Genomic DNA, 14,708 nt, shown 5'->3' on the forward strand with positions numbered 1-14,708 from the left:
GTGTGGAGGGTTTAGCCCCCGGAGCCTGAGGCTGCCGGGACTAGTATCCACAGTGCCTCAACGGGATGGGCCGTGTGGTTCACCCAGCTGTGCGGCTCACGTCCTGGGAATGAAAGAGTGTCGCCCGTCGTCAGTTCGTAGGTGTCTTGGGTCATGCGCAGCGTCAGGTCGCCGCTGATGATGTGCAGCACGTCCACGTCGCAATCGACTGCATACAGTTCAGACTCTCCCCGCCCATAGGGTTCAATGGTGGCGCCGAGGACTTGCACTCGTCGTTCAGAGCGGGCGGTCAACAGGCGCTCCACGATTCCCTCACCGCCCAAGTGGATCCGCGGGCCTTCGCCTTTTCGGGTCAAATGCGTGTCAGGGGACGCGAACAGGTCACCGATGGAGATCGACAGGACTTGGCACAGGGTCACCAGTGACGCCACACTGGGAGACGTCAGATCACGCTCCACCCTGCTGAGAAATCCCTTGGTCAGTCCCGTGGCGTCGGCCACTTGCTCAATGGTCAGGCGCTGGTCTTGGCGGGCAGCGCGGATGCGTGATCCGATGGCCACCGGATCGATGCTTGGTTCCAAGGGCAAAGATTTCATGAAGGCTCCTCGCCACACTGCTGCCACTGCGTTCCAAGACGGAACATTGACTGTAACTATGATCACAGTTTAGCCTAATAGACAACAGATGTTGCTTTAGAGGCAATACTTTCGGCCAATACCCATACTTACTACCTCGCACACTGGAGTGTCACGTGGACTTGAACATCGCCATAGTTGGCTTATATTTGCTGGCCATGCTGGCCTTTGGTTGGTGGGGTAAATCCCGCACCAAGAATAACAGCGACTTCCTCGTCGCCGGACGCCGTCTGGGCCCCTTCCTCTACACCGGAACCATGGCGGCCGTGGTGCTTGGCGGCGCTTCCACCGTGGGAGGTGTGGGGCTTGGCTACAAGTTCGGCATCTCCGGGATGTGGTTGGTGGTTGCCATCGGCGTGGGCGTGCTGCTGCTGAGCCTGCTGTTTGCCCCGACGCTGCAAAAGCTCAAAATCTACACCGTCTCGCAGATGCTCAGCCTGCGCTATGGGCAGGAAACCACCAAAGTCTCCGGCATAGTGATGCTCGCGTACACCATCATGATTGCGGCAACTTCCACCAGCGCCTACGCCACCGTCTTTGTGGTGCTCTTCGGCTGGGACCGTTGGATATCCATCGCCGTGGGCGGCGTCATTGTGCTGATCTACTCCTCCATTGGCGGCATGTGGTCCATCACCTTGGCCGACCAGGTGCAGTTCCTGATCCAGACCGTCGGCGTCTTTGTGCTCATGCTCCCCTTCGCGCTGAACGCGGCCGGCGGCCTGACCGCCATCCAGGGACGAGTCGAGGAAAGCTTCTTCCAGTGGGACGGCATCGGCGTGCAAACCATCATCACGTACTTCGTGGTGTACGGTCTGGGCCTGCTGATCGGTCAGGATATCTGGCAGCGTGTGTTCACCGCGCGCACCCCGCAGGTGGCCCGCTGGGGTGGCACCACCGCCGGCCTCTACTGCATCATCTACGGTTTCGCCGGCGCTTTGATCGGTCTGGCCGCCCGGGTGGCCCTGCCTGACATCAACGTCGCCGAACTGGGCAAGGACATTGTCTACGCCGAGGTTGCCCAATACCTGCTGCCGATCGGCATTGGAGGCTTCGTCTTGGCAGCCGCCGTGGCAGCCATGATGTCCACCGCCTCCGGCGCACTGATCGCCGCCGCCACGGTGGCCCGCAAGGACGTTGTCCCGTTCGTGGCCAGCTGGTTCGGCAGGGATATCGACACCTCCGACTCCTCCAACCCTGAGCACGACGTCCGCGCCAACCGCCTCTACGTGGTGGGTCTTGGCATCCTGGTAGTGGTGATTTCCATCATTGTCAGTGACGTGGTGTTCGCCCTGACCATCGCCTACGACATCCTCGTCGGCGGGCTCCTGGTAGCCATCATCGGTGGCTTGGTGTGGAAGCGCGGCACGGGCCTGGGTGCTGCCTGGTCCATCGCCGTGGGCTGCGGACTGACAATACTCATGCTGGTCCTGTACGCCACCGGCGCACTGCCCAGTGCGGACGGGATTTACGCTAACGAGCCCATTTACTATGGCTTGCTGGGCTCCCTGCTGGTCTACGTGGTGGTCTCACTGCTCACCCCGCCCACCCCTGTCCACATCCGCAAGGCGTGGGAAGACCGGTTGGCTGCCGCAGCCACCGACTCGAACCCGGACGACGTCCCCGCCGAGCTGAAAAAGTAGAAAGTTCGACGGCGGGAGGCGGGCTTGGGCAACCAGGCCCGGCTCCCGCCTTCGTCATTTAACCCCTCCCCGGCGGAGGCGTCATTTTCGGGCCAACAAATGTCAGAAGCCATGTTCACTGGCCTGATTTTTCTCCGATGAGCGCGAAGTGGTCAAGGGTAAACTAGGTAACGTGAACAGCAGAGTCGGGCGCATCGCCCTCATTACCATCGGTTTGATCGCTGTAATCATCGGTGGAGTATTCGCCGGGCAGGGAGTGAACTTGATCCCGGGAAGTTTCATGACCGGTAACCGAATGTGGCTCTCCATCGGACTGATAGTCGCGGGCGTCGGCATCATCCTTTTGGTGCTCGGCCTACGTCGACCCAAGACCGGCCGCCCGAGCAAATGAAGCTCTGCTGGGGTGCACGTCTAGGTTTGTACCGGATCTGATTTCCGGGCAAAAGCAGAAGTCCCGAGGAGAACGAGTCTCATGGGGTGTTTCAAGAGCGTAGTTTCGACCACCAGCATGATGTTCTGCAACTCGAGACGACGCTCCGTCTGGGAACGGTCTGTGGGACATTTGGGGTCTGCAATACAATCCCGTTTACAGGCATCCCCTTTTGGACCATAGTCGAGGTATGGAACTAGGTGGAATTCTTCCCGAAGACGCCACCGATTCCGCCATGGAACTGGTCGAGAGCCTGAAACTCATGCCCACTCCGATGATGAGGGCTCATGCCCTAACCAGCGTTGGAGGATTTGGATGCCGTCGGTCTGGGCTACACCGGGGTGATGGTGGGTATATCGAAACGATGGCGAGCATCACCTATAGGCTTTGGAGAAATCCGGATGACCGCGCAGGCTCGGTCAACCTCGCGGACCTGGATGAGACGACACGCAGGTCGATAGAGGAAGTTCCGCCATAGCCGAGGTCTCCCTGGCTGACCATGTCAACTACATTCTCATGAACCAGTACCGGGAGGAGCTCTGGCCGGGCGGCACCCCGTGGGACCAGCACGCACCCGCAGTAATCGGCCGGATGGTCAACGACTAGGCCGAATGTGCGCTCGTCACCGTTCAGCTCTCCAGTGAACTACCCACTCAACTCAACGTGAAGTCTCATTGCAGTCCCCCGCTCTCAGCGTTGCGAACCGGCTCATCGCGGTCGTCCCACTCAGCAGTGATGGCCACACCGCATTCGCGCAAGAGCTTGAAAAGTCTTTCCGCGTAGAGTGTGTAGGTCTAGGACACCAGATTGCTGATAGCGCTCCGCGTAACGCCCGTCCGAGCGGACAGCTCCCTCTGGGACATCCCTGTCGCCAGCCTCGCCTGCTGCAGAGCCATCCTTAGATCAGCCGGTGATGGATCTTCGCAATTTGTTTCGACACGTTGAGCCTCCCCATCGAAACGGGCGATGCCGTGCTACGAAGATTCAGATCATAGTCGTTGACATGATTTTTCGCATCAATTCCACTGCCCAAGAACTACAGTTGGCCTCATCATCTCTGCAGTTCAGGATCACGGCTGGTCATATTCGGCCAATGAGTATGCAACGACGATGACGATCGATGGCCCCGTACTCGAATTGGGCGAATTCGAGTTTGTTCCAGACTGGACGTCACAGCGCAGGATGGGTGAAGGCCTGAGTTTTGGCCAAAAAATCAAATACACATTCTTGGCAGCGATAAACGTCGCACCCCCAAACGCAACGACTCCCGGTTCACACCTTTGCAGGGAAGCCTCAACAGTCTTCCTTAGCTTAAGGGCATGGCTTCTATCGTGCCTCTGCCGATTCGAGGCTCCACAGAATGAACAACAACAGAATATTGGAACTGGTTCCTACGAAGTGGGCTACTCTTTTTGACCATGGCAGCAACCTCGACGGCGTGTAGCAGCGCTGGCGACGTCATCGTCGAGTTCATTTCGGGTCGGAAAGTTGTGGTCGCCGGGCCCATTTGTCCAGAGGTGCAACTTGTCGTTCTGAATGGGGAGGTCGAGTTGCGAACTTCCCCATAGGTGCCACCGCTACAACGAGGCGTTTGACATGGCCGAGAGGCTGACCTTGTTTTCCGAGCATTGGTCGCCCAATGTGGTGAAGAGGCTCAACGACTACAAGATCGAGGTCGTCAAGATCGAAGGCGAGTTCGTCTGGCACGCCCATCAGGACAACGGCGAGTTGATGTTCCAGTTGCGCGACGGGAAAGTCGGCCTCAATCCAGGGCAGCTCTTTATCGTTCCCAAGGGTGTGGAGCACTGCCCGATCCCTGAGGGAGAAGTCCACGCGCTGCTCATCGAACCCGCCGATGTCCTCAATGCCGGTGAAGCTGGCGGATCAATGACAGCCGCGTACGACGACACGCTCGCGTCGCCTCCTCCGCAAGGCGTTGGAGTTACGGCTCTCACCGGCCAAGACCCGGAAAGTGAACATGATCGAAGGGCTCGACTTCCTGGGGCTTCACATCCAGCGGCGCAGCAAGCAGGGCACGAGCAAGTGGTAAAAATACGCCTTCATCGTCGACCAGCCGATCCGATCGGTGAAACAAAAGGTGCGAGAGTGGGCTCACTGGAGAACGTTTCATGGCACAGATCGATCTGGTGGTGGAAGCACCTGCACCGCTGGAAGTGGAAGGACGTCCGCCGTCACCTCGCCGGCCCCATCGGCCATTGGTGCAGCAACTTCGGAAAAGGCATGAAGTTGCTGCGGGTTGCAGCGGGGCTTTCAGTCCACAGTGGCAATGACTGCGCCTTGGCGAACCTCGTCCCCTGCGGTGACCACCCAGCTCAAGGTACCAGCCACCGGGGTGTTGATCTCGGCGTCGAACTTGTCCACGGTGACCTCGGCAATGACCTGATATGCGGCAACTTGGCTGCCGTGCGGGGCACGCCACTCCAGGAGTACACCCGGCTCGTCGGGGTCCCCGGACATCAGGGGAAAGAGAATCTCCGTCATGGCATGCACCGCTTCCTTCTGGGCACTGATTGTCCCCAGCCTAGCGGCCGTCGTTGAGAACCCGCAGCATGATGTCTTCAGCTTTTTCATACCTCAGCGTCGCCACCCATAAACGGAAGGGCGCTTCGCCGGGCGCTGGCCCGTGGCGATGGGATGCGGCCCGGCGTCCCCGCACTGAATGGATGGGCCCTGAATGGACAGGTGAGGCCCATCCTGCGATGTCTTCAGCGCCAAGTGCGGCAAGCGCCGGGGTCACCAAGCGTTCAGGAAGGTCGGCCAGGCATGCCCAGTACAACGCCTGCCGCCCGTTGCCCCGGCCGAACGGCGGCAGCCAGAACGGCAGCCCGAGGTTCATGGACTCCACCGCGGAGATGGGAGATTCATTGCCCACGGTCATCGCCAGTGCCCCCTTCGTCTTCCAGTGCCGCAGCGGCACTCTGACCGATCGAGACCACAGTCCATTCCCCACCTGAACGGGTGAGCACGCTCAAACAGCCGGTGGGCAGCTCGATTCCGGCCGCGGCGGGGCTCAGCGACACAAGCAGTGCCCTGATGACGGCGTCGTGCGTGACAAGGACGACGGGTCCTGCTTCGGCGGCATCGGCGGCGTCCTCCAACGCCGGCATGGCCCGCTGCACAATAGAATCATCCGTTTCAACACCGGGGGCACTAGCGGCCGTACCCCACAACGCGGCAACTTTCGCCTCCAGAAATCCCGTCCACTGCCCAAAGTCCCTGTCGATCAGGCGTTGATCAACGCTCGTGACAAGGTGCGCCGCCTCGGCGACCGCGCCAGCTGTCTGCACAGCCCGCGCCAATGGGCTGGAAGCAATCTTCACCGGCCGCACCCGCGCCAGCACACGGCCCACTTCATGGGCCTGATCCTCGCCGTGGGTATCCAACGGCGGGTTCGCGTGTCCTCGTATGTAACCGGTCCGATTCAGCCCCGTTTGCCCGTGGCGAACCAGATAGACCGTTCTGGGTTCTTTCCTGGTCGCTGACTGGTTGATAGTCATGACGCCTGCCCACCTTTAATATGTGCAGCATCCGCTGGTGGATGCCTTGCCAGAAGGTAGGGGCCGTTGTCGGCCCGGATGGCCGAATTGGCGGTGGGACCCTCCACCGTATTGCTCTGTCTTCATTTTACTCCTGCATCCAAGAAAAGTTGGGGGCAATTGCCCTCCCCGAGACAGCGGTACCGCGTTAGCATGGGGAGTGGGTGATGGATCCCGCCCCGGCCGCATGAACGACCGAAATCGCCGTCCAGGCTTATGGGTCCTGTCCGTACTGGAATGGACGGAGGCTGACCCCATGGCCGTTGGCCGGCATTTTCTGCAGGCGGAGACCAGCTCCGCACAATTTGTCAGCATCCTGTTCGACGACGATGTTGGACAGGCCATGCGACCTTCCTTAAGCGGCCGCGAACCGTTCCTTGATGACCTGCACATCCACCGCATTATCAGCGACATCACCGAGAGCCGCAGCCAATACAACCTCGAACCATTGTTCCTGACGCCCTCCTCCGGAACATTGGAAGTGGAATTCCGCCACCAGGCTTTTCACGATCTGCAGCGGGGCATGCTTCGTTCCACCATTGAGGCTTTCGCCGCCCAGATGGTGACCATGCGCGAACACGAGGCCTTGTCGGCACAACTCAAGGACGGCTACCAACGCGATGCCGTGACACTCGCAACAGCCTCAAGCTACGTTGATGCCGTTGCCGGGCTGGACCACTTGCTCCGGAAGGAGCTGCCGGTGTCCTCCGGCTTCTGTTCCTTGGCGGAGCATGTCCGCACGATCACGGCTTCGGCAGCCTTCTGCCAGCTCGCCGCTGACGCACAACGAGTCCAGTCCGCCTTGGGTGCGATTAGATACTGCCTGCGAATTCACGGCCGCCGCGTGCACGTTTCTCCTTATCGGGACGAACCCGACTACAGCCAGGAGATCACCGAGACATTCCGGCGATTCCGCCAGGGATCTGCCAAGGACTACAGGTTGAACTACCGGCCTGCCATTGATTTCAACCACGTTGAAGCCATGGTGTTGGAACGTGTGGCCGCTTTCCATCCGGAGGAGTTTGCAGACCTGAAGAATTTTTGTCAAGTCCACACCGGCTATGTGGATCAAGCACTGCTCCGCTTTGACAGAGAAGTGCAGTTTTACCTCGCCTACTTGGCCCACATGGACCACTTGCAGGAGGCCGGCCTGCCGTTTTGCTACCCGGAGGTGTCGCCGTCGTCCAAGGAAACTTGGGTTGAGAACGCCTATGACATGGCGCTTGCCCCCACTCTCATCAAGCAAGGACGCAACATTGTGCCCAATGACGTGATGCTCACTGGCACGGAACGGATCCTGCTCGTGACCGGCCCCAACCAAGGCGGAAAAACGACGTTTGCCCGCATGGTCGGACAGCTTCACTTCTTTGCCAGCATCGGATGCCCTATACCGGGGACTACGGCACGACTCTTTCAAACCAACCGCATCCTGACCCACTTTGAACATGGGGAAAACCTCTCCGATCTTCGGGGGAAACTCAAAGACGACCTCATCAAAGTCCGGGACATTCTCGACGCCAGCGACAGTGGCAGCCTGGTCATCCTCAACGAGACCTTCAGTTCAACGGGACTTCACGACGCATTGGAACTGGGACGGAAAATCCTGGGCAGCCTGGCTGGGAAGGACACCCTCACAGTCTATGTGTCGTTCCTTGACGAGCTCGCATCTCTACCCACGGCGGTAAGCATGGAAAGCACCGTCCGCCCAGACGATCCAGCTACTCGGACCTTCAAAGTTGTTCGCAAGCCCGCGGACGGCCGTGTATACGCCAAGGTGCTGGCCGAAAAATACGGCCTCAGCTACACACAGCTGAAGAAGATGCTGACACCATGAAGGTATTTCTCATGCACGCGGACAAGGACGTGGACCTCTCGCCATCCATTCCTGGGAACACCGACGAACTCACGCGCGACCTGGGATTGGATGGGCTGTTGGACACCATGGCTGGCGGCAATGCAGTCATCCGCAGCGTGTCCCGGGTGACCCTGCTGGACCCCCTGCAGCAGCCCTTGGCAATTCTTTACCGCCAGCAGATCCTGGCGGACGCTCTGGCCGCGCCCGGCGTTGTCCACGACCTCTACGACCTTGCGGCCGAAACCCTGGAGAGCGCGAAGACTGCCTGGTATGGCATTTTCAGCACAACGCCCTCCTCCATCCTTCGCAGCTCTGTAAGGTCTCTTGACCTGCTGACCACCAGACTGCACAGTTTGCGGCACATCGTGGAAACCCATGACGAGGCCTTCACCTCACCCGGGATGCGTCGCTTTGCATCAACGGTCAAAGACGAACTCACGGAAGACTATTTCCAAGTCATCCACGACCATCTGGCTGCTTTGACATTCCCCAAGGGCCCCTTGATCAGTGCCCAGCTTGGACCAGCCAACCAGGGCAGCAACTTTGTCTTGCGCAAGCCCTGCCCATCAGATCACAACCCCTTCCGCCGGATGCTCTCAGCAGACTCCCGCTCGTTCCAACTGGACCCCCGCGACGATCGCGGGATGGAAGCACTGGCACAGATAGAGGCCCGGGGCATCAACCTTGTTGCGAACGCAGTCGCCCAGTCCGCCGACCACATTTTGGCCTTTTTCACCGAGCTACGCACCGAGCTGGCCTTCTATCTGGGCTGCATCAACCTCCGGCAGGCCCTGGCGGCAGCGCCTGTGCCATGTTGTTTCCCCTTGGTGACAGTACCTGCGCCGGGGCTTTGGTTCACTGCCACGGGAATTCGCGACACGTCGCTGGCGCTGTCAGCAAAGCATGTTGGGATCGTTGGGAACGACGTCACCGCGACAGGGGCTTCTTTCATTGTGGTCACCGGGGCCAACGAGGGTGGCAAATCCACGTTCCTGCGCAGCCTCGGGACTGCGCAGCTGATGATGCACGCGGGCATGTTCGTTTGTGCGACAACCTATTCATCGGCGATTTGTGCGGACCTGCAAACCCACTTCAAGCGCGAGGAGGACGCCTCCTTGTCACGGGGCAAATTGGAGGAAGAGCTGGAGCGCATGCGCAGCATCGCCGGCCGAATCTCTGCCGGGTCCGTAGTGCTGTTCAACGAATCGTTCTCCTCAACCAACGAACGGGAAGGGTCCATGATTGCCTTGGACATCGCCCGCGCATTCTCCGAAGCAGGCATTCGGATGGTCTTTGTCACGCACTCCGACGAGTTTGCCAGTGCCCTACAGCAGTGGCAAAGCCCGAGGGGATTGTTCCTGCGTGCCGAACGGACTCAGGATGGTCGACGTACCTTCAAGCTTGAGAAGGCAGCACCGATGGGCACGAGCTTCAGCGCCGATCTCTACAACGAAGTGTTTGGTGCGGACGGCGCCAGCTCCGGCTCTGCAAACACCCTGGCATAGAGATCCGGACCATAGCTGGTGCGCTCCGGGGCACCCTCCTCAACCGTGAAAGTCCGCTCCCCCGATGGGGTGCGCCCGGCTTTCAACAGCAAGGCTCCTGATGTGTGCAATGCATGGACATCTTCGGTAAGCTCGTAGAAGTGCGTAACAAACACCACCCGCATCCCGCTGTCGACCAAGGCCCGGATGACGTCGCGCGCAATGACTGTTCCTTCTCGCTCATTGGTTGAGGAGAACGACTCATTGAACAGCACCATGGCATGACCCTTTGCAGTGTCGGCAATGGCGCTCATGCGCTCCAACTCCTCATCCAACTTCCCACTTTTGAGACTGGCATCTTCTTCCCGCTTGTAGTGCGAGTAGATGCCCGAGACAATACTCGCGCCAAAGTACTGGGCACAGACAAACATGCCGCACTGCATCATCAGTTGTGCTGTTCCCAAGCTGCGCAGGAACGTGGACTTGCCGCCTTCGTTGGCTCCTGTGACCATGATCAGGGACTTGTTGTCAGCGTTGATGTCGTTGCCGACCACCACACCCTTCCGCGCCACTGTCAGGGAAACATCCCGCAGATCACGGGCAGAGCACACCATCGCCTGGGCCGTCTCCGGTTTGGGAAAACAGAGTGGGGCATCCGCATCCAAAAAGGCCGCTTCGAGGTTGATGCAGCCCACGAAGAAGGCCAACTCCTGCCGCAGCATTTTGATGAAATTCATGATGTGGTCATCCGATTGGGCCAAGACATTGGCCGCCAGATCAATTCCATGGCCTTCCAACTCGCCCAATGCCCGAAACCCTGCCTCGTCACGGTCGTTGATGCGAAAAGTGAAGCTTTCCTGTCGCTTGCCGGACAGCCTCTGCAACCAATTCCTGGGGTCAGGGCTCTGATTCGAGAGTGTGTAGTCGGTTCCCTTGTTGGCACGCCCCAAGCTGGCAGCTATCAACATTCCATCCTTGAACCTGAGCTGCCGTAAATGGGCATTGATCTCCGCAAGGTACTTTTCATCGAGTTCCTGCAGAACCATGTCGAAGAACCGGAGAAAACCGGGCGAGCGGAAACCTGCCCTCGAATCTTGGCACACGGTCCTTAGCTGCTCCAACACGGTTGCCATCATCTCCAGTGACTGGATCGCCTGGCGGAGGATTGCCGACGGGGAGTGGCTGAAGATGCTGCGGTAAATTTTCCGTTCCGCCTCGATGGTTTCCGTCGCCAAGGCATAAAGGCCCCGAACCACCTCCGGATTCTCCAACACATCCATCAGCACGTGTTGGCGGTATTCGATGTCTTCGACCGTGGTCAGTGGCGCGCGCAGCACCAATTGGGCGACGTCGGCAACATAGTCGTCGTCTGCGGACATGGCGGCAATAAGCCGACCAAGATCCATGTCCTTGTGCAGCGCGGAATCGTTGTCACTCCAACGGGCATTCGGATGAAAATCCCTGTCCTTGTGCAACAGAAAAGTCTTCATGAGTTGATCCGTCCCTTCAGCTCGCTATAATTAAGCCTGTATTTCCGTGCCAGCACCATGGCGTAGGCCAACCCGTCGGCTGGTTGACGGACGATCTTGAATGTCCGCTGCGCAGGATTGTCAGGCTCAACAGTGCTGACCATGCTGACGACTGATGGGCCAAGTCGTGAAAGCTCGTCGACGAAGGTGACGCATACACACACAAGGTCCAATTTCTGCATCTTCCCAAGCACCCTGCTGCCAAGATCGATCGCATCGCGCAGGCTCGTGGACGTAAAGATCTCGTTGAGAATGACAAGACTGCGTGGAGTTGCCTGTTCCAGGATGGCGTGGATTCTGACCAAGTCGTCCATCAGTTTGCCACGCAGGTCCTGGGCATTTTCACCCAATTCAAAGTGGGTGTAGATCGCATCGGGAAGGCTCAGCTTCGCAGTTGTCCCCGGCACGGGAAGTCCCAGAGACGCCAGGTAATGCAGCTGGCCAACTGTCCTTGCAAACGTTGTCTTGCCGCCTTGATTTGGGCCGGAGACAACGAGAATGCGTTCAGCCCCGCCCAGTTCGATGTCGTTGGTGACCATTGACCGTGCCCGGGCACCGATTTGCACTGCGAGTGCCAGGTCGAACGTTCCGGTGACATGTACTTCCTTGCTCCGACCTACCAAGGGAACGCAGAATGACAGCCCTTCTTCCACCTGCTCGGCTATTACGTCCAGGTAGGCAAGATAAAACTGGATTTCCTTATCAAAGGCCGCTATGAGATCACTCTGAAATGCAGCATGCTGGGAATTGAAGGCCTGCAGGGCTGAGAATTCGGCTGGAAAAAGTTGCACGACCCCGTCCAAAACCCACTCCTCAACGTGGTCCATGGCCAACACGGTCCGGCCCTGTGTCCGGTAGTCCTTGACCTCCCCTTGGCGGAACCTGGCGAACGTCTCACGCACGTCGGCGGTGTAGTCGGAGTTGTCCTCCTCCCGTGTCACGGTGACACGGCTTCCCTTGACGCGCACGCAGTACCGCACATGGCCCAAGGAGTCCTTCACTTGGTCAGCATCGCGAACCACTTCCAGAAACCCGGACGATTTCACATAGCCGGCCAGATAATCCTGAAATTCTCGCATACCCTGGGAGGCCGGGCCTGCTGCGGTCAAGTCCCGATTCAGCCCCTCGACGGCAGCACAATACAAGCCAGCGGCTTCAACCACCATGGCTTGGCGTTGGCGCTCGTTCCGAAATCCGGCGGCCAAGGCAAGATCGCGGCGCATTTCGATCATTTCCCGGGCGAAGTCCTCGATTGCGGCCCGCAGCTCTGCGTTACCGAGGTCGTTGAACACTTCATGCCGGTAGTTGATCGCGGCGAGGTCCCCAAGCGGCAAGTAGAAGTATGGCTTGAGCTGATATTGTTCCCGGCCTGCAATGGTGGCTGCAATGATCTGGTTGATCTGCAGATCAACGAGAAACGCCGTTCCGGGGCCTTCAATGAGCCCCGCTGGCACGCCGTCGGGGAAAAGGATGCTTGCAAACTTACGGCTCACCCGTTCGCTGTCCATTTCTGGGCCCGGGGTGGAAGTTCCTGTGTGCGGGGTTCCTGCCGCTGTGAACATGGCCGTGTCTCCGTCCTGCAACTCGAGACAGGATCCATGAGCCATTTGGCAGTTCGAACCAGTTTGTCGGTTCGGGTGGGGTCCATCACCACATACTTCATTATATCCCGGGAACCACCTCATGGGCCGAAAAAATCTTTGATTGGCGTCTTGTCTGCCGGGGCACCGGCGCGGATCATGGCAAGTAGTATTCACGGCGCAGCCGGGAAGGAACACCGACGATGGACGAGGACAAAACAAGGCAAACCCCGCCCGGTGGACACGGCGACGAGACAGCCGGCAAGGGTGAAGAACCAACCGAGCCACCGCCCGCCCCACAGAAGTGGCTCAATAAAGGCATCCTTGCGATTGGCGGTACGTCATTTCTCAGCGATTCCGGGCACGAACTTGTAACATCGCTGCTTCCTTCGTTCCTGACGTCCACGCTCCATGCCGGACCGGCTGCCCTGGGCGCCATTGAAGGCGTCTCCGACGCGCTGCTTGGTTTGAGCAAGCTGGCCGGCGGTCCTTTGTCCAACGAGCCCTCGCGCCGGGCCAAGGTGGCCTCGGCCGGGTACCTGCTGACAGCCGTGGCCACCGCGGCAATTGGACTTTGCACGATGGTGTGGCAGGTTGCCGCGCTGCGTGCACTTGCCTGGGCTTCCCGTGGAGTTCGCTCCCCCGCCCGGGACACGCTGCTGGTCTCTTTGGCCCCGCGCACCGCCTATGGAAGGGCCGCCGGCGTCGAACGGGCCGGAGACAATGCAGGGGCCATCGCCGGTCCGCTGCTGGCAGGATTGTTGGTGGGTGTGCTTGGCATCCGCCAGGCAATCATGCTCTCCTTCATCCCCGGAGTCCTTGCTGCCGTGGCCATAACCGTTGCGGCCCGCCAAGCCCGAACGATTCTGGCGGCTCCGGCCAATAGGAGCCGTCTGAGTTTCAACCTCGGGGAGCTGCGCCGCAGCGGTGTTGCACGGGCCTTGGCTCCGGTTGCGTTTTTTGAGCTCGGAAACCTGGCCACGACACTGCTGATTTTGCGGGCCACCGATCTGCTCGCCAGCGGTGGCAGAAGTGCGACGGCGGCTGCAACACTGGCCATTTTCTTCTACGCCGCCCACAATGCGGCAGCCTCGCTGACATCGCTTCTGGCCGGCCAGCTGGTGGACAAGGCCGGTGCACGCCCCGTGTTTGCCGCTGGAGGTGCTGTATATGTGGGCGCTTACCTGCTGTTCGGGTTCGGCACGTCCTCATGGGGATTGGTGCTTTTCGGGTTTCTTCTGGCAGGGATTGGCATCGGGTGCGCCGAGACCGCTGAATCGACGGCTGTTGCACTGGCCCTGCCGGACAGGTTGCGTGGCAATGGATACGGTCTGCTGGGATTGGTGCAGTCATTCGGCGACCTTGGCGCCACTCTGACGGCCGGCATCCTGTGGGCCGTCTTTTCCCCGGCAGTCGCCTTCACGTACGCGGCAGTTTGGATGGCCGCATCGATCGCCGCTTCCGGACTGCTGCGTCCCGCAGCAGGAGCAGCGGCCGGAACCCCGCTAACCTGACAGCGGCCAGGGCCACTGTCAGGTTCTTCGGTCAGCGGTGCCCGGCCCCGGAAGCGAGGCCAAACGGCAATGACGGGTTTGCATCGGCAATTTCCAGCAACCTGTTGTACTTGGCGAGCCTTTCGCCACGGGCCGGAGCCCCGGCCTTGAGCTGGCCACATCCGGAGCCCACAGTCAGGTCAGCAACAAAACTATCGAGGGTTTCCCCCGAACGGTGCGAGACCATGGCGGTGAATCCGCCCGCTGCTGCAACGGCCATCGTCTCGAGGGTTTCGGTCACCGTGCCCACCTGGTTCGGCTTGATCAGCACCGCAGTCGCCGAGCCGTCCGCAATGCCCGCGCGCACGCGGGCAGCTTGTGTGACGAAGAGGTCGTCACCGACAATCTGCGCCCGCCCGCCAAGGCTGCTGACAAGTCCCGGCCAGGAAGGGGCGTCGTCCTCAGCCAACGGGTCCTCCAGGCTGCGGATCGGATAGTTGTCCAG

Annotated in this window: 13 protein-coding genes and 1 pseudogene; 5 read left to right on the top strand and 9 right to left on the bottom strand. The window is 59.7% G+C overall.

The window, feature by feature from the left end; all coding sequences use genetic code 11:
- Positions 1-11: 11 nt before the first annotated feature.
- Positions 12-596: a helix-turn-helix domain-containing protein gene (locus Q4P21_RS02985; RefSeq protein ID WP_303387374.1), complete on the bottom strand. Its 585-nt coding sequence runs from the start codon at positions 594-596 to the stop codon at positions 12-14.
- A gap of 197 nt (positions 597-793) precedes the next feature.
- Here Q4P21_RS02985 and Q4P21_RS02990 point away from each other — a divergent pair, with 197 nt between their 5' ends.
- Positions 794-2,275, top strand: coding sequence for a sodium:solute symporter (locus tag Q4P21_RS02990; RefSeq protein WP_303387385.1), 1,482 nt, complete (start codon positions 794-796; stop codon positions 2,273-2,275).
- A gap of 172 nt (positions 2,276-2,447) precedes the next feature.
- The gene (locus Q4P21_RS02995) at positions 2,448-2,666 is read left to right on the top strand and encodes a hypothetical protein (RefSeq protein ID WP_303387375.1); all 219 of its coding nucleotides are present in this window, start codon (positions 2,448-2,450) and stop codon (positions 2,664-2,666) included.
- A gap of 833 nt (positions 2,667-3,499) precedes the next feature.
- Here Q4P21_RS02995 and Q4P21_RS16290 read toward each other — a convergent pair.
- The 5 genes from Q4P21_RS16290 to Q4P21_RS03010 form a co-directional block, all read right to left on the bottom strand.
- Entirely contained in the window at positions 3,500-3,601 is a 102-nt protein-coding gene (locus Q4P21_RS16290; protein WP_369598847.1) for a helix-turn-helix domain-containing protein, read from the bottom strand.
- A gap of 574 nt (positions 3,602-4,175) precedes the next feature.
- On the bottom strand, positions 4,176-4,538 hold the full coding sequence (locus Q4P21_RS16295) for a hypothetical protein (protein WP_369598848.1): 363 nt from the start codon (positions 4,536-4,538) through the stop codon (positions 4,176-4,178).
- 438 nt (positions 4,539-4,976) lie between these two features.
- Positions 4,977-5,297, bottom strand: a complete 321-nt coding sequence (locus tag Q4P21_RS16300; RefSeq protein WP_369598849.1) for a biotin/lipoyl-containing protein — start codon at positions 5,295-5,297, stop codon at positions 4,977-4,979.
- Positions 5,248-5,604 carry a hypothetical protein gene (locus tag Q4P21_RS03005; RefSeq protein ID WP_303387377.1) on the bottom strand — a complete coding sequence of 119 codons (357 nt, stop codon included), beginning with the start codon at positions 5,602-5,604 and terminating at the stop codon, positions 5,248-5,250. Before Q4P21_RS03005 ends, Q4P21_RS16300 begins: the two co-directional genes overlap by 50 nt.
- The gene (locus Q4P21_RS03010; RefSeq protein WP_303387378.1) at positions 5,588-6,223 is read right to left on the bottom strand and encodes a histidine phosphatase family protein; all 636 of its coding nucleotides are present in this window, start codon (positions 6,221-6,223) and stop codon (positions 5,588-5,590) included. The genes Q4P21_RS03005 and Q4P21_RS03010 overlap by 17 nt, the downstream gene beginning before the upstream one ends.
- Before the next feature lie 226 nt (positions 6,224-6,449).
- On the opposite strand from Q4P21_RS03010, the gene Q4P21_RS03015 reads away from it, so the two are divergent.
- Positions 6,450-8,096: a hypothetical protein gene (locus Q4P21_RS03015; protein ID WP_303387379.1), complete on the top strand. Its 1,647-nt coding sequence runs from the start codon at positions 6,450-6,452 to the stop codon at positions 8,094-8,096.
- Positions 8,093-9,622 (top strand): hypothetical protein, encoded by a 1,530-nt coding sequence (locus Q4P21_RS03020; RefSeq protein WP_303387380.1) that lies wholly within the window; start codon positions 8,093-8,095, stop codon positions 9,620-9,622. Before Q4P21_RS03015 ends, Q4P21_RS03020 begins: the two co-directional genes overlap by 4 nt.
- On the opposite strand, the gene Q4P21_RS03025 is transcribed toward Q4P21_RS03020, so the two are convergent.
- Both Q4P21_RS03025 and Q4P21_RS03030 read right to left on the bottom strand, forming a co-directional pair.
- Positions 9,562-11,091, bottom strand: a complete 1,530-nt coding sequence (locus tag Q4P21_RS03025) for a hypothetical protein (RefSeq protein ID WP_303387381.1) — start codon at positions 11,089-11,091, stop codon at positions 9,562-9,564. The two genes, Q4P21_RS03020 and Q4P21_RS03025, sit on opposite strands and share 61 nt — an antisense overlap.
- Complete coding sequence (locus Q4P21_RS03030; protein WP_303387382.1) at positions 11,088-12,737, bottom strand: hypothetical protein; 1,650 nt, start codon at positions 12,735-12,737, stop codon at positions 11,088-11,090. Before Q4P21_RS03030 ends, Q4P21_RS03025 begins: the two co-directional genes overlap by 4 nt.
- A 176-nt stretch (positions 12,738-12,913) precedes the next feature.
- On the opposite strand from Q4P21_RS03030, the gene Q4P21_RS03035 reads away from it, so the two are divergent.
- A complete protein-coding gene (locus Q4P21_RS03035) occupies positions 12,914-14,224 on the top strand; it encodes an MFS transporter (protein WP_303387383.1) in 1,311 nt (436 codons plus the stop codon).
- A gap of 31 nt (positions 14,225-14,255) precedes the next feature.
- On the opposite strand, the pseudogene Q4P21_RS03040 reads toward Q4P21_RS03035, so the two are convergent.
- Positions 14,256-14,708, bottom strand: a pseudogene (locus Q4P21_RS03040) (phosphopyruvate hydratase); the annotation flags it as partial.

The sequence above is a fragment of the Arthrobacter sp. genome (genome assembly GCF_030540645.1).
Classification (GTDB): domain Bacteria; phylum Actinomycetota; class Actinomycetes; order Actinomycetales; family Micrococcaceae; genus Specibacter.